18 protein-coding genes are annotated in these 21,294 nt (G+C 36.5%); 12 read left to right on the plus strand and 6 right to left on the minus strand.

Annotated elements, in window-relative coordinates:
- Window positions 1–98 precede the first annotated feature (98 nt).
- From I6F48_RS16325 to I6F48_RS16375, 11 genes are all read left to right on the plus strand, one after another.
- A complete protein-coding gene (locus tag I6F48_RS16325; protein WP_165728636.1) occupies window positions 99–2,018 on the plus strand; it encodes a pilus assembly protein N-terminal domain-containing protein in 1,920 nt (639 codons plus the stop codon).
- Window positions 2,015–2,692: a tetratricopeptide repeat protein gene (locus I6F48_RS16330; protein ID WP_165728635.1), complete on the plus strand. Its 678-nt coding sequence runs from the start codon at window positions 2,015–2,017 to the stop codon at window positions 2,690–2,692. Before I6F48_RS16325 ends, I6F48_RS16330 begins: the two co-directional genes overlap by 4 nt.
- 372 nt (window positions 2,693–3,064) lie before the next feature.
- On the plus strand, window positions 3,065–3,454 hold the full coding sequence (locus I6F48_RS16335; protein WP_010552792.1) for a hypothetical protein: 390 nt from the start codon (window positions 3,065–3,067) through the stop codon (window positions 3,452–3,454).
- A 97-nt stretch (window positions 3,455–3,551) separates the two neighbouring features.
- Window positions 3,552–4,316 (plus strand): hypothetical protein, encoded by a 765-nt coding sequence (locus I6F48_RS16340; protein WP_197119851.1) that lies wholly within the window; start codon window positions 3,552–3,554, stop codon window positions 4,314–4,316.
- A gap of 6 nt (window positions 4,317–4,322) precedes the next feature.
- Entirely contained in the window at window positions 4,323–5,621 is a 1,299-nt protein-coding gene (locus I6F48_RS16345) for a CpaF family protein (RefSeq protein ID WP_039487860.1), read from the plus strand.
- Window positions 5,614–6,489 carry a type II secretion system F family protein gene (locus I6F48_RS16350; protein ID WP_197119852.1) on the plus strand — a complete coding sequence of 292 codons (876 nt, stop codon included), beginning with the start codon at window positions 5,614–5,616 and terminating at the stop codon, window positions 6,487–6,489. The genes I6F48_RS16345 and I6F48_RS16350 overlap by 8 nt, the downstream gene beginning before the upstream one ends.
- Complete coding sequence (locus I6F48_RS16355) at window positions 6,486–7,301, plus strand: type II secretion system F family protein (RefSeq protein ID WP_197119853.1); 816 nt, start codon at window positions 6,486–6,488, stop codon at window positions 7,299–7,301. The genes I6F48_RS16350 and I6F48_RS16355 overlap by 4 nt, the downstream gene beginning before the upstream one ends.
- A gap of 9 nt (window positions 7,302–7,310) precedes the next feature.
- Window positions 7,311–8,477, plus strand: a complete 1,167-nt coding sequence (locus I6F48_RS16360; protein WP_197119854.1) for a hypothetical protein — start codon at window positions 7,311–7,313, stop codon at window positions 8,475–8,477.
- Window positions 8,474–11,353: an ATP-binding response regulator gene (locus I6F48_RS16365; RefSeq protein WP_197119855.1), complete on the plus strand. Its 2,880-nt coding sequence runs from the start codon at window positions 8,474–8,476 to the stop codon at window positions 11,351–11,353. The genes I6F48_RS16360 and I6F48_RS16365 overlap by 4 nt, the downstream gene beginning before the upstream one ends.
- 37 nt (window positions 11,354–11,390) lie before the next feature.
- A complete protein-coding gene (locus I6F48_RS16370; protein ID WP_010552799.1) occupies window positions 11,391–11,816 on the plus strand; it encodes a response regulator in 426 nt (141 codons plus the stop codon).
- A gap of 460 nt (window positions 11,817–12,276) precedes the next feature.
- Window positions 12,277–13,101, plus strand: a complete 825-nt coding sequence (locus I6F48_RS16375) for an alpha/beta fold hydrolase (protein WP_165742007.1) — start codon at window positions 12,277–12,279, stop codon at window positions 13,099–13,101.
- A 420-nt stretch (window positions 13,102–13,521) separates the two neighbouring features.
- Here the strand turns inward: I6F48_RS16375 and I6F48_RS16380 are convergent, their stop codons facing one another.
- The 6 genes from I6F48_RS16380 to I6F48_RS16405 all read right to left on the minus strand — a co-directional run bounded on the left by I6F48_RS16380 (window position 13,522) and on the right by I6F48_RS16405 (window position 20,378).
- Window positions 13,522–14,481, minus strand: coding sequence for a sugar-binding transcriptional regulator (locus I6F48_RS16380; RefSeq protein ID WP_197119856.1), 960 nt, complete (start codon window positions 14,479–14,481; stop codon window positions 13,522–13,524).
- A 248-nt stretch (window positions 14,482–14,729) separates the two neighbouring features.
- Complete coding sequence (locus I6F48_RS16385; RefSeq protein ID WP_007377154.1) at window positions 14,730–15,731, minus strand: ABC transporter ATP-binding protein; 1,002 nt, start codon at window positions 15,729–15,731, stop codon at window positions 14,730–14,732.
- Between the two features lie 10 nt (window positions 15,732–15,741).
- A complete protein-coding gene (locus I6F48_RS16390; RefSeq protein ID WP_197119857.1) occupies window positions 15,742–16,572 on the minus strand; it encodes a carbohydrate ABC transporter permease in 831 nt (276 codons plus the stop codon).
- 2 nt (window positions 16,573–16,574) lie between these two features.
- Window positions 16,575–17,447 (minus strand): carbohydrate ABC transporter permease, encoded by an 873-nt coding sequence (locus I6F48_RS16395; protein ID WP_024589366.1) that lies wholly within the window; start codon window positions 17,445–17,447, stop codon window positions 16,575–16,577.
- A 145-nt stretch (window positions 17,448–17,592) separates the two neighbouring features.
- A complete protein-coding gene (locus I6F48_RS16400) occupies window positions 17,593–18,897 on the minus strand; it encodes an ABC transporter substrate-binding protein (RefSeq protein ID WP_197119858.1) in 1,305 nt (434 codons plus the stop codon).
- 152 nt (window positions 18,898–19,049) lie between these two features.
- Window positions 19,050–20,378: a hypothetical protein gene (locus tag I6F48_RS16405; RefSeq protein WP_007377151.1), complete on the minus strand. Its 1,329-nt coding sequence runs from the start codon at window positions 20,376–20,378 to the stop codon at window positions 19,050–19,052.
- Between the two features lie 529 nt (window positions 20,379–20,907).
- Between I6F48_RS16405 and I6F48_RS16410 the strand changes: the two genes are divergently transcribed.
- Window positions 20,908–21,291: a response regulator gene (locus tag I6F48_RS16410; RefSeq protein ID WP_165741180.1), complete on the plus strand. Its 384-nt coding sequence runs from the start codon at window positions 20,908–20,910 to the stop codon at window positions 21,289–21,291.
- The last annotated feature ends 3 nt before the right edge of the window (window positions 21,292–21,294 follow it).

Genomic DNA, 21,294 nt, shown 5'->3' on the forward strand with positions numbered 1-21,294 from the left:
AAAACACGTTTATACATCTTAATCCACTGATTATAAATACAAAAACCCTTGGTCTCATACTTGCTACCTATACAGTAAGCAAATTGAGGGAAAGGCTTATGTTAAAATTTATTTTTATACTATTACTAATATCTTTTACCGCTATGGGCAGTGAAAGTCATTTAGATTATATAGAAAATGCAAATGGTGAGCGGGTACAAAAAGTATCGCACTTAGTTAAATGGACGCATACTCGCTTTGTGTTTACCCGTGATATTTCTCGTATTGCACTTGGCCACGAAACAACACTTGATGTGAACGTGGTAAATGGCCGTGAGCTACTAATTTTAGCTAAAAAGTTGGGCCGTACATCTATGATGGTGTGGTACGACGATAAAAGCTCTGAAACATTTTTACTTGGCGTAACCGAAGACTACAGCGTACTAGAAAATGCCTTAAACGACATCCATCCTGACGTACAGCTAACCATAGCGCCTGATCGCCATGCTGTTGTATTACGTGGTGAAGTACCTACTATAAATTATCGTCATGCCGCTTATGAAGCTGCAAAAAACTACCTTTATGCCAGTAGCTCACAAGCATCACAACCCGTTATCACCTCAAATCCTAACCAAGGTATGTTTAATTCACTTGCTCAACGCTTGCAAGGCTTGGGTAACGCAAACGGCGGCAGCTCTCAAAACTCGAGTAAAGTCGCTATTATTAATTTAATAAAAGTAACTCAAGCACCCAAGCCTAAAGAAGAACGTATTAGCGAAGTAATAAAATCAATGGGCGCAGATAAAGTGACCATTAAACGCATCTCGGTTGATGAGTTATCAAATGACGACAACGATGTGTTTTTACTTTCCGGCTCTGTAAAAAACCAGATAGAGCTAGTGCGCTTATTAAATACAATTAATAAATTATTCGAACCAGAGCAAGCATTACAAACTCAGGGTTCTCCTCTTGATCCTAATAATTTAATGGGCGGCGCAACGCAGGATAAAAGTTCAGGTATTGAAGTACTTGCCAACGAGTCAGGCGGTTTAATAAATGATGCTACCTCAGGATTAAATTTAAGTAATGTGAGTTCTAATATTGCAAGAGCAACGTTGCTGTCAGTGGCTGGCGGTAAAGTTTTGTCGAGTATTGAAGTTGAAGATTTACCGCAAGTGCGTGTATCGGTGCAGCTATACGAAGTAAATCAACGTAGGTTAAAGCAATGGCGCCCAGATATTAGCGTGCTCTCTAATGGATATGAAAAAGAAGCGGGTTTATTTGGCCGTGACGGTATGACTAATCGTGAATCTGGCTCTGCAACAATAGAAAATGCGCTGCAATTAATTGGCGGTCAATTAACTAATAACTTACAGCTTTCTACCTCACAGTTTGCCATTGATATGTTATTTTCATTACTTGAACAAGAAGGTATTTCTCGAACGCTTTCTCGCCCTACAATCACGGTTTTAGCCGGTGAAAGTGCCGTGTTTAAAGTCGGTGGTGAAGTACCTGTACCTACAAGTTATAGCCCTTCAGGAATTACAAGCGGGCAGCAAGGTAGTAGTGGGTCGGTGTTTAGCGGTACAGAATTTAAATCATTTGGAGTTGAATTAAATGTACGCGCCATGGTTGACGACAAAGACAGAATAACACTTGATCTAAACCCTGTAATTTCATTACCCGATACCACGTTAACCGCCGAAATTGCACAAAGTACAGGCAGCAGTTTAAACAGTAGTGCATTTAATACACGCAGCATGCAAACATCAACACGTTTAAAAGACGGACAACCTCTTATTATTGGTGGCTTAATTAGCACCGATAACAACGCAAGCCACGACTTTGTACCTGATGGCAACGGCAATAGCATGCTAGGAAAGTTAAGCGAAACAACCAGTAAAAGTGAAAACAACCGCGAGCTAATTATTGTTGTTACTCCAAACCTGGTGCGTGAGCCAATTAATACCTTACGTTCGTGGGAGCAGGCAAATATAGACACCCAGTTACTTAGTTACATACAGGAGCAAGGGCTATGAAAATATTTTATATAATTTTACTGCTTACTTTATCGGGTTGCGCTCATATTGATTACAAGCCAACAGTAAATCCTTACAACGCGTTGAGTGACATCGTTAAAAAATACCAATTAAATTCCCAACCATTAAAGTGTGAAGGTATAAATGCAAGTAACTGTTTAAACCTAGTGCATGAGGTGAATCAGTTAATGCTTGAACACCCCGATAACAAGGCAATACTTTCAATATCGGCCTACGTACTTTATAAAAGTGGCCGTGCTAATCAATCTCAACAAGTTATAAACACATTACTGAATAAAGCTAATCCACCATTAAATGCAATTACTTTAGGGGTTACGTTAGCAATAGAGCAAGGTAATTTAGCTAAAGCAAAAAGTATTGCTCAATACGGCGTTGATGTTTTTGGTACACATGCTTCACCATACCTGCAAATGGCCTCTATACATTATGCTCAGGGCAGTTACGTTATAGCTTCAAACTACTTAGAGCTTTCGGTTAAGTTTGGTTTAAATAGCACTGCCTATTTTTACCATAAAGGGTTAATTGAAGAAGCTAATACCAATAATTTATTGGCTTGTGGCTACTATGAGCAAGTTTTACGTGCAGAACCCACGCATAAAAAAGCACTTGCTAGGCGCGGTAAACTCTCCGTTTTAGGTAATTGTTATTCTTAAGGCCTTCGGGCCTTTTTTTATACCTAAAATTTGGCATTATTTAGGGCCAAAACCACTTTATTATTTATCAAAAATACAAGTAAAGCTTACGCTCATCCTACGTTTTATACGTAACCTCACAAGACTGCTTTTAATATTTACCCCTTACACTATCCATCAGTTTTAATAATACTTTCAATAACGTAAACCTAGCATTATTTATCTAAAATATTTTTAATATTGATTTGCATTTTGCAAATCAAAAATTAAAACATCTAATAAACAGTAACCATTAAAAACATAACCAACTGTATTTAATAGTTATTTATAGCTGGCATGGTCCTCGCAATATGTAAAGTGAGCATAAGCTCTTCTAATTTAAAGGCTACGATTATGAAAACTATTAAACATAACTTAAATAGCAAAAAGCAAAAAGGTTTTGTACTAACGTCAGAGCTAATCATTCTTTCTACTTCAATGGTAGCAGCACTTGTAATTGGTTTATCTACATTACGTGACTCGGTAACCAGCGAACTTGAAGATGTAGCTGAAGCAATTGGCTCACTTGACCAAAGCTATGTATTTGACGGCATGATTAACGCCGAAGGCACTGCTGAAGTGTCTGGCTCTGGGTTTGTAGATTCAGTTGATGTGTACGCAGGCGATGGCAGTTCATTCACTTTTGTTGCATCAGACTTTAGTGAAAGTGCCGCACTTGTTAATGCAACACCAAGCGGCGATGCTGCAACACGTACAGCAGCAGGCGGTTCACAAGGTAACTAACGCAAGGTACCCAATATAAGGCAACCAGGTTTGAATACCAAGCTTAAGGCTCACTGCCACAAAAGTGTGGCAGTGAAAGTTACTCTGGAGGAATATTATGAAAAGTAAAAGTAACAAAGGCGCAACCACTGCGGCTCTCACATTACTCATCACCTCTGGCATGTTAGCTTCGGCTTTGGGCATTAGACAGGTAAGCGATGAAAATAGCGTAACAGCCTGGGTAGTAAACAAAAATATGTCGGCCGGTCAAACAGTAACCGTTCACGATGTAGAGCAAAAGAGTATAGATCCAAGTAACTATTCAAATATTGCACTGAGCGTTCAAAACCCACGTGCATTAATTGGTCAAAAATTAGCAACTAATAAAATGGTTGAGCAACCCTTGTTCGACACTGATTTTATTAGAGCGAAAAGCCAAAATTTGTCAGAAGCCATACCGGCAGGGCGTGTTTTATATACTTTAAAACTAAATACCTTAGATATCCCGCTTTCGCGTATACACAAAGGAGACCGACTAGACATAGTTGCTAAAACTAATCGTTTAGTAAGAACAGTCGCCCGAGATGTACAGCTTATTGGTGTTTCAAAAGGGCCTAAATCTCAAGCCGCAAAAAGTGGCGTAATGGATAATTTAGCAAAAGAGACAAGCTCCGCTGGCGGTGTTTCGTTAGTCCTTGCGGTACTTCCAAAAGATGTTTATTCATTGGCTGGTATAGATAATGCCGACAAAGTATCAATTATTGTGCATAGCGCTTATGACATTGAACAAGGTCGTTTGCAAAACTTTTCACGCTTACAAACCAGTCGCACAATCGAAGTGGTTAAAGGCGTTAAAAATGAAGCTGTATATGTAGCTAAGTGAGTTTTTATGTTTAATTTATCAAGCAAACATGAAGAAGTTCAAACCAGTTTAAGTACCTTTGAAGAGCTTAAAAAGCTATTGCATGATGCCGTTATCGAAGAGTACGAACAAGAACCAACCGCGCTTTTATCAAGTAATGTTCTCGAAAAAATCTCTGCTTTGTGCAGTGAAATTCCACAATTTAATCAATCTTCATTTAATCAACACCAACAAGAGCAGGTTGTTCAGGCTGTATTTGATGAAATTCAGGGTCTGGGTCCTATTGCACAGTTTATGCTGGACGATCAGGTGAGTGATATTTTAATAAACGACACGCAAGATATTTGGATTGATAAACAAGGCAAACTACTTTGCACAGCCAGTAAGTTTGATGACGAACGCCATTTACGCCGATTTGTTGATCGCTTACTTGATGGTTGTGGCCGACAAGTGAATGCGCTTATGCCAATTGTTGATGGCAAACTAAAAGATGGTAGCCGTGTTCATATTATTGTACCGCCTGCGTGTACCAGCGCCGCGATTGTATCGATTCGTAAGTTTAATCATAAAAAAATAAACGATGACTTTTTAGTTAATAATCATTTTTTAGATAAAAACATCTTATCATTTTTAAAAAGCGCAGTTAAAACAGGCGTTAATATTTTAGTGTGTGGCAATGCCGGGGCAGGTAAAACATCATTATTAAACGTACTTGCTAACTCAATTAACCCAAATGAACGAGTTGTAACCATTGAAGAAAGCGCAGAACTTAATTTGCATCACAACCACGTTGTGCAATTAGAAGCTCACGACACAAACAGCGATGGTAAAGGTGCTGTAAGCCTAAGAGATTTAGTAAAAGCAGCCCTTAGAATGCGCGCAGATAGAATACTTGTTGGAGAGGTACGCTCTGGCGAAGTAATTGATATGCTCCAAGCAATGAACTGTGGTCACCAAGGTTCGATGACGACCATACATGCTAACAGTGCAAATGATGCCGTTATTCGTTTATCTACCTTAGTGCAGTTACACAATGCACAACTGAGCGATACCCATACAAGTTCGCTAATCGCGTCGAGTATTCAACTTATTGTGCATGTTTCTCGCTCAACTAATGGCACCCGAACTCTAAAAAGTATTGGTGAAATTAAGCGTGTTAATGGCGGCGCACATTTTAGCCCGCTTTATAGTATTAATGAAGCAGAGCCAGTACAAAGTGAGTTAATAGATAACTCAAGTGTTATTGAGTTTATGAAAGGCCAAGGCGCAAATGCAAAAGAATTAAAAGCATTACTGCACAATAACCCGGAGGCTAACAATGACTAAACTTGATTATTTATTAGCTATAGCGGCGGTTATAACCTTTGTACTTGCAACTAGTGTGTTGGTTTCTTTGTATGCTAAAAATAAAAGCAGCCAAGGCACTAAAAAAGTAGATATTTTAGAAGAAAAAGACGTACTTACTCTGTCACTACGAGTGCTAGGCTTAAACATAAGTAACGCCTGGTTTATAAGCATGGCGTGCTCGCTCTCTAGTAGCTCATGGTTTTTAGCTAAATTATATTATCCAGAGGCATCAACCAGCGCGTTTATTATTTCAATCGTGGTTTTTGTGACCTGTTTTATAACTGTGATTGACTTGGCTCATTATAAATTAGCAAAGTTTGAGCATCATTTTTTAGAATTTATTGAAACCGTACAATCGTGTTTAAGCACGGGGCTATCGCTACAGCAATCAATGCAGTTTGCTGATGAACATGCAGACCCATACATAAAAAAGCAAAGTACTTTGCTATTACAACGCATGAGTATGGGTAGTGATGCCGAAACATCATTTGCTCCTTTAATCCAAAGATACAACTGCGAAACAGTTAGATTGTTTACTCATAGCATCATTACGCACACACAAAGCCAGTGCGACTTAACCGACATGCTAAAAAGCGTATGTAACATGATGTCACTCAGAACTCTCGATCGCCAACAGTTAAAAGCAAAGCTATCGGGTACTAAATATGCTGCTGTATTTAGTGGCTTTTTACCCTACGCACTAATTCCTTTATTTAGCTATACCGACCCAACCTGGTTTGAACCATTATTAAACGATCCCAATGGAATCGCATTTATAACAGTTGCACTTATTTGTCAGCTATTTGGATTTTTGTGGCTACGCCTTAGCTTAAGGGTAACATTATGATTGATATACTTTTACTTGTTGGACTTTTAGTGAGTATGGGCTCGTTTATCCATATTCACAGGCAGTCTCTTAAAGTCGAATTAGATAAACCCGATACTAAAAATATTAATTGGTATCCACTAATCATCATCTCTAAACGTCAACTAAGACAAGCAGGAATTCAAATTAATAAAATATTAATAAGCCTGTACTGTTTTAAAGTGGCCGCTACTTTTAGCGCGTTTATTGTATTAGAACTGACAGGATATGAGCTGAGCCAATCGGTTAAATTATTACTATGTTTTATGTGTTTTTTTGCACCCGAATGCTGGTTTTTATTACGTAAAAATCAACGCAAAACCACTATTAATAATAGTTTAGAGTTTTTTTTACGGGTGCTACTAGTTTATATGCGCGCTGGATTTTCACTAGAGCGCTCATTTGCACTGGCGGTTGATCATGGATTAAGTCAAAAACATCCATTATATAAAGAACTAAAGTTATTTTTATTTGAGCTAAGCGCAGGTAAAGATAGAGAAATTGCATTTAACTCACTTTTTGAAAGAACGGGTGTAATGGGCATTAAAAAACTCGCCAATTTAATGTTAATAGGATCAAAACTCGGCACGCCACTTATCCAAGCTGTAGAGGCTCAACTTGAAGGCCTAGCTCTAAAAAAGAACATTTTACTGGCTAAAAAAGTAAACAAAAAAGCGATGCACACAACCTTTCCCATTATCTTAATTTGTTTTCCGATGTTTTTGGTATTGGTGTTTTTTCCCGCAGCATTACAAGTAATGAACGTACTTAAAATGCTTGTAGAAGTGTTATAGGAGCCAGATATGAAAAAGCATTATCAACAAGGATACATACTTACTATTGAACTTATATTAATTATAACAATTTTAATTATTGGCTCGATTGGTGGGGTAATTTTAGTAAGGGATGCCCTTATTAAGCGCCATCAAACTAAGGTAGATAATCAAATTACTGTCGTTGATGCTAATAATACACCACTCGGTATTGCAGTTAGTTTTGACGAACACCAAGCACCTCTCATTTTTTATACAGACCGGGGAGCAAACAGCACATACAGAGCACTAATTAGCATACGAGACGATAGGTTTACATCGCGCGAAGCCGTTTATTACGATGCACCAAACTGCCAAGGTAATCCATGTTTAAAGGGTTTAAGCGACGAAGCTACCGATAGCCAAGGTGTAAGTAAACTAAATAATACCGGTAATATAAGTTATATAAATGCGCTGCAGCAAGGTCCAAACTATGCAATAGGGCAGTTAGGTAATACCGTTATTGGTCAGTTATTAAGAAGTACGCCACAACAATGCCCTGCAAATAGCGAACAAATTTTATCTCGCTATGTATCGCAAAAGGTTGTAACAGGCTCACCTTGTGAAAGCTTTGAAATAGATAAGCAGCCGGCCGATAGCAGTTGTTTGGTTGGAGTAACAGCTTTAGGAAATCCACTTTTAGGTACAAGCGATCAAGGTTTATCGCAATCGTGTGACTCGTGTCAAACGGGGTACGAATCGCAAGGTGACATACTTGATTTATATTTACCCCAGGTAGAACCGCTTTTAAATACAGCCCTTAATGCACTGTCATTAGTTGGTATTGGAACAAGTGTTGATATAGAGCTTGGTACAATATGCTGCCCAGAAGGGACACGCTTAGAAGAAGATGAAAACATTGTAGAGACACTTATTTTCACTATTTTACAAACTACATTTGAGCTCGCCGGTATTGATTTAGTAAATAACCTTATTATTAGTGAAACACTGAGCTTAATAGGGATTGAGCCAGGCATTACATATTGCAAAACATCACTTAATTTAGTTAATGCAGAACAAGTAATTAATATCACTACAGGCGAACCTGCACTTAGTAGCTTAACACCACCATTTAAAGTTTTACTGCCAGTACACAGCGGCCAAAACAGTACAACGTGGATACATACTCCCCCTAAAGGGGAAGGAGAACGTCAATGAACGCCTCAAATATATTTACCTCACATGCTAATGTAGCAGATACACAAACTGATGAAATATCAACAGAAATTAAAGAAACGCTAACACTACTAAAACAGTTTTATGATGTTCCAATTGTTAAATTTATCGATTTTAGAGAAGTTTATTCAGAGCAGTTAATAACCTGCAACGATAAAGAAAGCGTCGAAAATGAGTTATTAAGCTATCAAAAACGCTGTACACAAGAAAAACTATATCTATTTGAAGATACTTTTTTTGATGATGTATCAAACAACACGCACAAATTAATTCGTTTTTATGCACAATATCCAATTTATAGTGTCACTAATAAATTAATTGGCGTAGTGCTGATGGCCGATTTAGCACCTAAAACATTAATAGGTTCACAAAAAGATCAGTTTATTTCATTTGCTCAATTATTGCAGACACAGTTAAATAAAAATTCAGATTTAGTAAGTAATCAAAGTACTAATCCTGCGAAAAAAAATTATAGGGAAAAGTATATTCATGTATTTAGTTTAGCGCCCGTCGCATTCTTAATTGCATTAGTATTATGTTCATTCACTGCATTACTTCTTTATACTATTGAAAAAAAGGAGCTGCAAAGTAATTACAATCAACAAACCCAGCAATTACGTAAAACGTTATTTAATGCATTAGAGCGATTTGATAATCAAGGATTGTATATATCTCAAAAAGATTTAGTTATTGCAGGCTTTTTGCAAAGCCAAAATAATTATACAAAAGAGCAACTTAGTAATTTAGTGCAGAGTCAGGTTTCACAAAATTTAACTTACAAAGGGTATGTTGTGTTTGATTATGAGTATAACCAGCTTGCACTTTGGTCAAAAAACAATTTTGATTTAGCCGCGTATAGGTTTACAAACTGGTTAGAAAAATTTAATAAAAGAGCGAATAAACAAGCAGTAGAAGTATTTACGGTTGCTGATACGGCCTTCTTAATTTCTGAAATAAAAATAAAACAAGGCTCTATTTATACACTTACAGCATTTGATTTAAGTAAGTTTTTAAAAGCCATTATTGGCAAATTAAACACTGAAAATTATAACGTTTTTATAGCAACACCACAGTTTACTTTAGGAAAACAAGGAGAAGTAAACCCGAGTATAATTAAAAATAGTATTAGCGCTTTAAGCAGTCGTTTTCCACCTACTTGGCGTTTGCATGTGCAACCAATGAATAAAATAGTACGACCACAAATAACTAAATACAGTTTAATTAGATTAGGGTTAATCTCTTTTTGTGTATTCGCGTTTGTGTATTATTTTTTACGTTTACCAAGGCGTTTACACAGTGAAATAAAACAAAAAAATCAGTTAATACTCAATAGAGAGGAGCTTTTTTCAAGTTCTCTGGATGCACTGCCGCATGGGTTTGCTATTTTTAATAGCCATGAATTTCCTGTGATTACCAACAATGCTTTTAATCTTTTATTTGCACAGGTGAATAAACAAAACAGTCAGCTATCGTATAGCCAGCTGATAAGTATTGCGCAGCAGCATAATATTATAAATCACTACCATGAACATCATAAGCTTGATGATGACCGTAACCAATTAATAGATATAGGTTTTACAGACGGGAAGTGGATAACTGTATTACAAAGACATACAGATTTTAATGGTTTCGTTTGCTACTTTAGAGATGATACAGAGGCACATCAAAAAGAATGTTTACTCGCTGATGTTCTCGAAAAATCAAAACAGACAAATCAATTAAAAGAAAAATTTGTTACAAGGCTTAGCCGTCAGTTAAAAACGCCTTTATCATCTTTAAAGTCATTAGTTGAAATATCTAAAGATCCAATAAGCTTTAACGAATTTAAAAACAATGTGGGGAATATTTCTGATGCATGCGACCAGCTCGAAAGTGTAATTCAGCAACTCGTAAATATAAATAAATCGGAAATAGGTAAGTTAAAGCTTCAGGCCAAAAACGTAAACCTAAATCAAATGATCAATAATAATATGTCGATTTTAGCTAAAGAGGCTGAAAATAAAAGAATCGTTCTTAAAAATAATATTACGCCTGAATTAATGGTCGCAAGCGATGAAAAGTTAATTTCTCAATTGGTTATTCAATTAGTGACTGAGGTTTTGGATTCATCAAATAATACAACGCTTTCAATTAACGCTCAGATTAAAAATGAAAGTAAACGTAATTACTTATACCTCGATTTTTCATTAAGTAATTTGATCGACAGTAGTAACTTTATAACTGAGCTTAAAAGTATATCGGGTGATGATATAACGCGCTTTATAGATGATAAAGACGTGTCATTAGAGTTAAAGTTTTTTATTTCAATATTTAAAATGTTAGGTGGTAAAGCGATAATTGTAAGTAGTAACGCGAATAAATCAACGATATCACTTTCTATGTTGGTCAACATAGCAACCAAACAAGGTAAAGACAATGAGCAAGAAGTACCAAGTAGCTCGTTAACAAATAATGATTTAGTAAAAGCTAGTTTAGTAACTAACAAACACCAAAACACGCTATTACTGGTTGATGACGATCCTCTTGTTGAGATTGTAATTAGAGCGATGCTAAAAAATGAGAATATTAAAATAGATTACGCGCGCAGTGCAATAGAAGCGATGTTGATGGTATCGCAAAACAGTTACGACATTATTTTAATGGACATAGTAATGCCAGAATTGTCGGGAACTGACGCTATGTTAAAAATTAAAAAACACAGTGACAATTTGAAAACTAAAATAATTGCGCATACATCGACACCCGATACAGATTCAAAATACGTTAACCAGGGCTTTGATGACATGCTATTAAAACCAGTAAAACAAGGTGTATTAATAAACCAAATAACACGCATTTTAAAAGATAAGTCGTTATAAATTAGCGTATATTACTGGAACAGTAATGAGGTAAAACATGAAAAACACTATTGAAAATATGGCTGAAGTTATCGAGTTTAAAGTAACGCCAATAAATAAAACTAAACGACTGCTTTTAGTAGATGATGACTTGCTAATAGAAATAGTAATTAGAAAAATGCTTAACGAAGAAAATATTTTAATAGATTTCGCATCAAGTGCTATAGAGGCGCTACTTATGGTTTCTCAAAATATTTACGATATTATTTTAATGGATATAGTAATGCCGCAATTTACAGGCACCGACGCAATGCTAAAAATAAGAAAGCATGCTGACGCATCAGCAACAAAAATTATCGCTCATACATTTAGTGAAAACGAAAATAGTGATAACAAGTATGTAAAGCTTGGGTTTAACGGCCTGTTATTGAAGCCAGTTAAGCAAAGTGTATTAATAGAAAATATTAGATATTTTTTGGAATGATAAATAGAAACAGTAGGGCGGTTAACTATTTTTTATTTATAGCTTACTAAAAAGTTAAATTATAATTTTTGAAAGCACTAATATTTATTAGTGCTTTTGCGTATATGAACCTTTAATTTATTTAAATTTGTAAAAGTTCTTTAATAAGAATAATTATTTCAAATTATTCCTTCAAAGTATTACAAACTACGCTTTTGTAATTGTTGCATATATAAGAGTCATCGTTTCACACTTCCTAAAGCAATTTAATAATCATAATTATTAAACCTATAATTTTATGGGGTAAGTAAACTAACTTAGCCTAGAGCCTACGTATCACAAGGGTTTAACTTTAAAAACATTATGATGCTTCAATAACTAATAGATACTCATCTTGGGATGAAATTTGCTTTATAGGCTTATATTCCGGTTTTATCGGTTACTAAATATTATAATTTTTTAAAATTAACGAGGCAGAAATATGAACAAAACACAGTACGTTACAGTAGAAGGTCATAAAATTGCATACCAAGAAATGGGTGAAGGCACACCTTTATTATTAATACATGGTATACCAACCAATAAATTTTTATGGCGAAATGTGATGCCAAAACTTGCATCACAACATCGAGTAATAGCGCCTGATTTACTAAACTTTGGTGAATCTGATATGCCAATTAACACCGATGTTTCTATAAATGCGCAATGTAGAATAATGTGTAAGTTTATGGATGAACTCGGTATTTCTAAAGTTAATATTGCTGCACATGATATTGGTGGTGGTGTTGCTCAATTAATGGCTGTAAATCATCCGGATAAAGTAAACGGGTTGGTTTTAATTGATAGTGTATGTTTTGATTCTTGGCCAATACCAGAATTTGAACCTTTGCTAGAACCAGGTGTAGAAGAAAAAACAACTGTAGCTGAATTTGTGGATACATTAAGAGATTTCATGCCCAAAGGTGTTTACGACTCGAGCGTAATGACTGAAGAGTTGATGAAAATATACTTAGCACCATGGAGTAATGAAAAAGGAAAAGCCGCTTTATTTAGTAACATGCGCAGGCTCAATAAAGAATATACCGAAGCTATTACAGGCGATCTTAAAAGCTTACCTCATGAAACACTCATAATATGGGGTAAAGAAGACAAGTTTCAAAAGCCAAAGTATGCGCCAATGTTAGAAGAAGCAATTCCAAATTCATCATTGATTTGGATAGATAGAGCCGCTCATTGGGTTATTGATGAACATCCAGATAAAGTGTCTGATCTTATTAGTGAATTTATGAATGATAAAACATTCTAGTGAATTACTAGGTTTATTAAAAAGCTATTTGTTTCAATACGTTAAGTTTGATTGGGTAAAGTAGCGAATAGGCAATCATTGTAATACCGCTTGATAATATTAATAACCAAGCGGTATTTTTATATGTTCAAGAAGCTAATACCGTAAATGGGTAAGACACTGACTATTAAGATAAGTAGGTTAATGCTTATTAAATAGTCAAAATATCGCGTTTATACGTTAATTAATGAAGGTGAGTAACTTGGTTATGTATTTATTTATGCTATTTAACATAATATAAATTATAGGTAGTTAATGCATATATAGTAAGAGCGCTTAAATGCGCCCTTACTATGTCCAATACTAGGCGGTATCGGACATTAGGTGGTTTTATTACAATAACAGGTATTACTAATACAGATACTTTATTTATCAATTTGTTTAATCAATACTTAATAAACGCTCAGCTGTATATTCGTTAGTAATTAATCCGCTGATCATGTTTGACCTTACTGCGCCCAAAATGGCTAACACTTTTTCTTCGCCAGCAGCTATCGCATAAATCTGTTTGTTAGCATTTGTTTTTAATGGCGTACTTGCTACACGCTGATTAACTGTGCAATCTAAAAGCTTACCCTTTTTATCAAACACCCAACTAATCATTTCACCAACGGCACCAAGATCTTGTAACTCTTTAAGTTCTTGCGCATCAATAAAACCATCTATATGTAATGGCGACTTTTCACCTAAGCTACCAATACCCACAAATGTTACATCGGCATCTTTAGCGAGTTTTAAATTACCGGTAATATTTTGTTGTGCATGTAACTGTTCTTTTTCTTCAATACTTCTTGGTAAAACTGGCAATGGCATTGGGTAATGTTTTGCATTGGTGTGTTCGGCCATTCTTACTACAACATCATAAGGTGAAGCCGATCCATCCAAAGCCATATTACCTAGCATTGCTACAATTTTATGTTGCGGACAATCAACAGTTCTTAGCTCATCTACACATGAACGTAAAACTCGACCGGTTCCCATAGCAAGTACTTTGGGTTGTTCTGATTTTAAATGACGTTCTATTTCAGCCGCGCCAGCTTGAGCCAAACCAAGCGTAGACGATGGTTCAGACGGATCGCTCGGTACAACTTCACACGAATCTAACCCAAAACGGCTTTTTAATTTTTCGGCCAAGTCCATACATTTAGCAATCGGGTGGTCAAGTCTAACTTTAATTAGACCTTGGCTCACAGATAATGCGACCATTCTTTGTGCAGATTGACGAGATATATTTAGCTTTTTAGCAATTTCATCTTGTGTGTTACCGCCAACATAATATAACCACCCTGCTCTGGCTGCATCATCTAGCTTTCTAATTTCTGTATTTGATAGCTTTACCACGTAAACCTCTTAAAATAGAAGGAAAACTAAATCCTTATTTTCATTACATAATTTTAATTATATGTGCTGCTATATAAATTATTTTATTAATTTTGGAATATCTATTTATCAATAACGTTTTTGTTATTTATAATTGTAAATATACCATTCCTTAATAAAAAATACCTAGGTTTCATAGGATTATGTAATTAGAATTTAGTTAATAGCACCCTTATAAAGGTGCTATTTAAGGTAATTAAAAATTGGCTTTAGCGAATAGTTAAACCGTTATTATCAAACTTTAATACTTTATCTGCTGGTGCGCTTAGGTAAATACTGTCGCCATATTTTAATGGGCAATCACCATCTGCTTTTACTGTTACGGTCCCTTTGCCTTCAATATTTATATGTAAAAAGCTCTCCGATCCTAAATGCTCAATTACACCTACAGTTCCAGCCCAAGTACCTTGCTCAGTAGAGAGTGTTATATGCTCTGGTCGTATACCAATACAGCTAACATTCGCATCTTCATTTTGTGGAGCATCTATAAAATTCATTTTTGGCGAACCAATAAAACCAGCTACAAATTTGTTTACAGGGTTTTTATAAAGCTCTAAAGGTGTGCCTACTTGTTCAATAATACCGGCATTAAATACCGCGATTCTATCTGCCATTGTCATGGCTTCAACCTGATCGTGTGTAACATAAATCATTGTTGTAGCTAAACTTTTATGTAATTCAGATATTTCTAAACGCATATTTACACGTAGTGACGCATCAAGATTTGAAAGTGGTTCGTCAAATAAAAATGCCGAAGGCTGACGTACAATTGCGCGCCCTATCGCTACACGCTGGCGCTGACCGCCCGACAATTGCCCAGGCTTTCGGTCTAAATAATCGGTCAAATTAAGTATTTTAGCGGCATTAGCAATTTTACTTTCGATTTCTGCAGGGCTAACCTTGGCTCTTTTTAAAGGAAAAGCAATATTGTTACGCACTGTCATATGCGGATATAACGCATAGGATTGAAACACCATTGCTAAGCCTCTTTTTGCAGGCGGTGTTTTTGTAGCGTCAATGCCGTCAATTTCTATATTACCACTGGTGGTATCTTCAAGACCTGCGATCATACGTAATAATGTTGATTTACCACAGCCCGACGGACCAACAAAAACAATGAACTCACCGTCTTTTATTTCTAGATCGAGTGGTTTAATTACGTTTACTTCATCAAAGTTTTTAGTGACTTGTTTTAGTGTGATGCTGCCCATGTATATTCTCCTATTTTACTGCGCCGAAACTTAATCCACGCACTAATTGTTTTTGACTAAACCAACCAAGTATTAAAATTGGCACAATGGCCATGGCAGATGCTGCCGATAACTTAGCGTAAAATAACCCCTCAGGGCTTGAGTAACTGGCAATAAATGCCGTTAAAGGTGCAGCATTTGCAGCGGTTAAAATAAGTGTCCAAAATGCTTCATTCCACGACAAAATAACATTTAACAATAACGTTGAGGCAATACCCGGTAAGGCTATTGGTAATAAAACATGAAATATTTCTTCACCAATTGTTGCGCCATCCATACGTGAAGCTTCAAGTATTTCGTTTGGTATTTCTCTAAAGTAGGTGTAAAGCATCCATACCATTATTGGTAAGTTAATGAGTGTCATTACAATAACCAAACCTAATTTTGTATCGAGTAATGCGAAGTCACGAAACAATAAATAAATCGGAATAAGTACCCCTACTGGCGGTAACATTTTGGTTGAAAGCATCCACATCAATAAATGCTTTGTTTTTTTAGTTTGCACAAAAGCCATAGACCACGCAGCAGGTACCGCAATTAATAACCCTAGTAAACTTGAACCTAGCGATATAACCACAGAATTCCAAAAATGGGTAAAGTATGGCGAACGCGACAGTACATCTCGGTAATTTTCGAGCGTCCAATCAAACACATATAAGCTTGGGCTTGCTGAAATTGCTTCGGCTTCCGTTTTAAAACTGGTGATGAGCGTCCATAAAATTGGAAAGAAAATCATGCCGCTTATTGTCCATGCAGTAATGGTATAAATTAGTTTGGAACGACGGCTATCTTTTATAGTCATAATTAACCCTCCAAGTTTTTGCCAATTAAGCGCATTAAAAATATAGCGACTATATTTGCAATAATAACTGCAACTATGCCCCCTGCCGAACCGCCGCCTACATCAAACTGAAGTAGCGATTGCGTATAAATTAAGTACGTTATATTGGTTGACGAATAACCAGGACCGCCACTAGTTGTGACTAATATTTCAGCAAAAATTGACAGTAAAAATATAGTTTCGATTAATATAACCGCAGTTACAGCGCGCGATAAGTGCGGTAAAACGATGTAAAAGAACTTACTAAATGGGCCAGCTCCGTCCAAATCAGCCGCTTCTAATTGTTCACGGTCTAATGATTGTATTGCTGTTAGCAGTATTAAAGCTGCAAACGGTAACCACTGCCAAGACACAATTATGATGATTGAAAATAACGGCATTTGAGCAAAAAAGTCGATAGGTTCAAAGCCAAGCCAAATCGAAAAGTGTGCAAATAAGCCATTAACTGGGTTCATTAGCATGTTTTTCCATACCAATGCCGACACAGTTGGCATTACAAAAAATGGAGCTAATACCATAATGCGAACGTAGTTTCGTCCCCATATTGCTTGGTCTAGTAAAATAGCTAAGCCAATACCACCACAAATAGTGATAAGTAAAACCCCAGTTACTAGGTAAAGCGTGTTAAAAAATGATTCAAAAAAAGCCGGATCAGTTAGGAAAAATTCATAGTTTAAAAAGCCTACAAACTCTTTATCCCCAGGAACGAGTAAGTTGTAATCAATAAATGAAAAATACAGTGTCATACACAGCGGAACTATCATCCAAGCAAGTAATAAAATTACACTAGGAAGAAGCATAAACCGAGCAAGCGTGCGCGAGTTAGTTGTTGCCATAAAGGTGACCTTAAAAAAGCCAATTCTATTTACTTGTTAACTATCAAGTGAAAATCAGAAACCCTTGATAGCGTTATAACTAACAAGTAAATAGAATTGACATAAAATATTGGGTAAGTTTGAGTACTTACCCGCCCATTACATGCTATTTAGGATAGCGAGCTTTACGCATTGTTCGCTCAACAAGGTGCTGAGACGTTCTAAGCGCTTGCTTAACGCTCATTTGGCCAGTTAATGCTGCTGAGAATTGTTGCCCAACAGCTGTACCAATTCCTTGAAACTCAGGAATAGCAACAAACTGAATACCTACATAAGGCACCGGTTTAACGGTTGGATTTTTAGGATCTGCAGATTGAATAGAATCTAAGGTAATTTGCGCAAACGGTGCTGCGTCCATGTACTTTTGATTACTGTAAAGTGATTTACGTGTACCTGGCGGTACTTTTGCCCAACCTTTTTTGTCGGCTACAAGTTGAGTGTATTCTTTAGATGTTGCCCAGCTAATAAATTTCATTGCGGCATCTGGTTTTTTACTGCTTGCCGGTACGGCTAAAGTCCAAGACCATAACCAGTTACCGCGTTTACCCAGACCGTTATCTGGCGCAAGTGCAAACCCTACTTTATCGGCAACTTCAGAGTCTTTTTTGTTAGTAACAAATGCGCCTGCAACGGTTGCATCAATCCAAATACCACATTTTCCGGTTTGAAATAGTGCAAGGTTTTCATTAAAACCGTTTGCAGATGAACCAGCAGGACCAGATTCTTTCATCACATCGACATAATACTGAAGGGTATTTTCCCACTCTGGGGTATTAAACTGTGGCTTCCAGTTTTCATCAAACCAACGCGCGCCAAACGAGTTAGCCATGGATGTAATAAGCGCAACGTTTTCGCCCCAACCTGCTTTACCACGTAGACAAAGGCCATAAACACCTTCTTTTTTATCGGTCATCGCTTTAGCAGCTTTGCGTATAAAGTCCCATGTTGGGGCTTTAGGCATAGTTAGCCCTGCTTTTTCCATTAAGTCAGTGCGGTACATAACCATTGAACTTTCACCATAAAATGGTGCAGCATAAAGCTTATCGTTAATCGTTAAACCGCTTCGGATTGCAGGTATTAAATCGTCTAAATCGTAGTTTTCACCTAAATTATCCAGCTCTTTTAGCCAATTTTGCTTGCCCCAAATAGGTACTTCATAAGTACCTATGGTCATTACATCGTATTGGCCGCCTTTTGTTGCTACATCGGTAGTGACACGTTGGCGAAGAATGTTTTCCTCTAAAGTAACCCATTTTAGGTCTATGTCAGGGTTTTGGCTGGTAAAGTTACTACTTAATTCTTTCATGGTGATCATATCACCATTATTTACAGTGGCTATTGTAATCGTTTCTTTTGCAACAGCGCCCATGCTTATAAAGCCACACGCGAGCATAATTAATTTATTTTTCATCGGGTATTCCCCATACACATTATGTTTTAACAAGTGCTATTAAATTTCAATCAATTACCAATTCTATTTATGGCAGTTTTAACGCATAAAACTGCCCGCAAAGTGCCTTTTTAGGTCCTTTGTATAAATAGTTAGACTAGTTGGATAATGACTTAAAATTTAACAGATATTTCAGAAGTGAAGCCGTCAAATCCTTTACCGATTTGGCCGCCCGAATTAACACCTTCTTCTTGGTTAACATACTCAACTTTTAAAAGCGTTTTATCGTTAAACCAGTAACCTGCGGCTACTTGAATACGCTCTACTGTGTTGTCTGTCTGTTCAATTAAGTCGGAAGTGTTTTCGGCTTCTGCATAACGAGCCGCTACATATAGCTTTTTAGGGATTAGATATTGTTGTGCTTCAAACACGAAGTACTCAACCGATGAGTCGCCTTCTATTACACTGTTTGAATCAAAAGTCGTGCCATTTTCATCAGCTATGCCGTTTGTACCAAAGTAGGTAATACCGGCAACTGCATTACCAGCGGCATCTGCGAACGTGTAGTCATCAGATGATTTACCAACCATAAAAATTAAGCTAGTTTCGTCAGATGGTTGATAAGCTAAGTTAAGCTGGATGATTGATTGCTCAAGCCCTGGCATTGCGCCAACATGAGTGTCACGCTCGTTCGAAGGTGACGCTGAGAAGTTATAGTTTTCACCATCGCCAAAGCGATAGTTTGTTGTGGTTACACCATCAAGACTGGCTACACCGTTTTCAAAACGTAACTGGTCGCCTTGATTGGCTTTTAATAAGTTTAAACCTGCTTTAAAGCCACCTTCAAATTCTAGAGTACCTTGAAGTCGGTAGTTATAACCTCTGTCTTCTTGAAACGCTTCACCGAAACTTGAAGTCGTAATGTGACCTGTAACATTATAAGCACGTACTACACCACTATCGAAAGTTTCGCTGTAACTTAGCTGTGCGCCGTTTTCTGCGGTTGCGTAATCGGTAATACCATTACCAATAAGTGCATTACTTTGGTTATCTGCGCCGTCTTGAAAACCTTTAAATTGAAATGGTGAGCCACCAATATTACCCAAACGCAGTGTTAAATTTGCGTTTTCTTTTGGTGTGCCATAAAGACCTAGTAGGTCAAATTCAACACCTGCAAAATCGTTGTGAAATGAAAAGTCACGATCTTCGCCACCAAAGTCATTAGGCTCTTCTGCAATATCTATATCGGCAGTGATGAACTCGTTAATATGAAATTTAAGCATTAGATTAGCTCTAATACGGCCAAATCCTGATTCTTGTTCTTCATCTTCTGGACGAAATGCGCCGTCTTTAGCTTGAATTGACTGAAAGTTTTGCATTAGTAAAAAGTCTACGTCAACGCGATCTAAATATTCAGAAATATCAGCCTGTGCTGGAGCCGATGTAGCCATAGCTGCCGCTATGAGAGAAATTGCAAATTTAGTCTTTTTATTATTCAACATAATAAGCTCTTTATTTAGTGTGGTGTGTGATGCCAACTTTATTAAATTGCATATTCATTTAATGAAATTGGTATTAATTCAGTGTGTATAGATGAGGCTGACTGAGCAAAACATTAAATAGTTAATGAAATTGCACTTGTGAGCATAAGCCCATCCACTGAGCATAATCACAGAATGAATTTAGAAGGTCAACGATTTTTTATTACAAAACGTTTACAAAAAATCGAATTTTTATGTAAATATTTTTGAATCAATAAGTTAAGTAGCAAATTTGTTACATCAGATTTTGAGGAAATAAAGTGTAGGATTAAGGGATTTATTGTAGATACGTCATTATTGTTCAATACAATTAATAAAAATATAAGTTAGTAGAAGCTATGAAAGCAGGTAATCCTTTAAAAATAGGTTGTTGGGCAAACCTATAAACAGTTTATTTATTAGTGTTTTTTAAGTAACGTTCTTGAGCTTATGATGGGGTTAGCTTAGTATTAAAGCACTTAGATGTATTCAAAATAGAAGTAACCTACATATGGAATTTGTTCGCCCGCTAGAGCCCATCCTCATTATTGATGACGTTAAGGAAATTCGTGATTATCTAAACCAAATTTTAACTGACTTAGGGTTTGAAGATATATTAGAGAGTGCTGATTTTAGCTCTGCCAAACCTATTATGGACAATAAACCGCCAGGCGTTATATTTGTAGATGTAGATTTACCTGACTCTAACGGTGCAGATATATTGGAATACATTAATAGTACTTACCCGCACACTCATGTTGTTATGTGCTCTGGCCACAATAGTCTCGAAAACGTACAAAACACGTGGGAAATGGGCGCTAAAGGCTTTATTGCAAAACCTTTCAACACAAAAAAAGTAGACACTGTAATGAAGCGTCTTGAAATAATAGAATAATAA

The organism is Pseudoalteromonas sp. SWYJ118 (assembly GCF_015864505.1).
GTDB lineage: Bacteria > Pseudomonadota > Gammaproteobacteria > Enterobacterales > Alteromonadaceae > Pseudoalteromonas > Pseudoalteromonas arctica.

Coding starts and splice junctions, on each gene's coding strand:
- I6F48_RS16330 (WP_165728635.1), top strand. CDS start 2,015: ATGAAAATATTTTATATAATTTTACTGCTTACTTTATCGGGTTGCGCT.
- I6F48_RS16390 (WP_197119857.1), bottom strand. CDS start 16,572: ATGACTATAAAAGATAGCCGTCGTTCCAAACTAATTTATACCATTACT.
- I6F48_RS16340 (WP_197119851.1), top strand. CDS start 3,552: ATGAAAAGTAAAAGTAACAAAGGCGCAACCACTGCGGCTCTCACATTA.
- I6F48_RS16335 (WP_010552792.1), top strand. CDS start 3,065: ATGAAAACTATTAAACATAACTTAAATAGCAAAAAGCAAAAAGGTTTT.
- I6F48_RS16325 (WP_165728636.1), top strand. CDS start 99: ATGTTAAAATTTATTTTTATACTATTACTAATATCTTTTACCGCTATG.
- I6F48_RS16375 (WP_165742007.1), top strand. CDS start 12,277: ATGAACAAAACACAGTACGTTACAGTAGAAGGTCATAAAATTGCATAC.
- I6F48_RS16410 (WP_165741180.1), top strand. CDS start 20,908: ATGGAATTTGTTCGCCCGCTAGAGCCCATCCTCATTATTGATGACGTT.
- I6F48_RS16370 (WP_010552799.1), top strand. CDS start 11,391: ATGAAAAACACTATTGAAAATATGGCTGAAGTTATCGAGTTTAAAGTA.
- I6F48_RS16400 (WP_197119858.1), bottom strand. CDS start 18,897: ATGAAAAATAAATTAATTATGCTCGCGTGTGGCTTTATAAGCATGGGC.
- I6F48_RS16385 (WP_007377154.1), bottom strand. CDS start 15,731: ATGGGCAGCATCACACTAAAACAAGTCACTAAAAACTTTGATGAAGTA.
- I6F48_RS16345 (WP_039487860.1), top strand. CDS start 4,323: ATGTTTAATTTATCAAGCAAACATGAAGAAGTTCAAACCAGTTTAAGT.
- I6F48_RS16350 (WP_197119852.1), top strand. CDS start 5,614: ATGACTAAACTTGATTATTTATTAGCTATAGCGGCGGTTATAACCTTT.
- I6F48_RS16355 (WP_197119853.1), top strand. CDS start 6,486: ATGATTGATATACTTTTACTTGTTGGACTTTTAGTGAGTATGGGCTCG.
- I6F48_RS16360 (WP_197119854.1), top strand. CDS start 7,311: ATGAAAAAGCATTATCAACAAGGATACATACTTACTATTGAACTTATA.
- I6F48_RS16365 (WP_197119855.1), top strand. CDS start 8,474: ATGAACGCCTCAAATATATTTACCTCACATGCTAATGTAGCAGATACA.
- I6F48_RS16405 (WP_007377151.1), bottom strand. CDS start 20,378: ATGTTGAATAATAAAAAGACTAAATTTGCAATTTCTCTCATAGCGGCA.
- I6F48_RS16395 (WP_024589366.1), bottom strand. CDS start 17,447: ATGGCAACAACTAACTCGCGCACGCTTGCTCGGTTTATGCTTCTTCCT.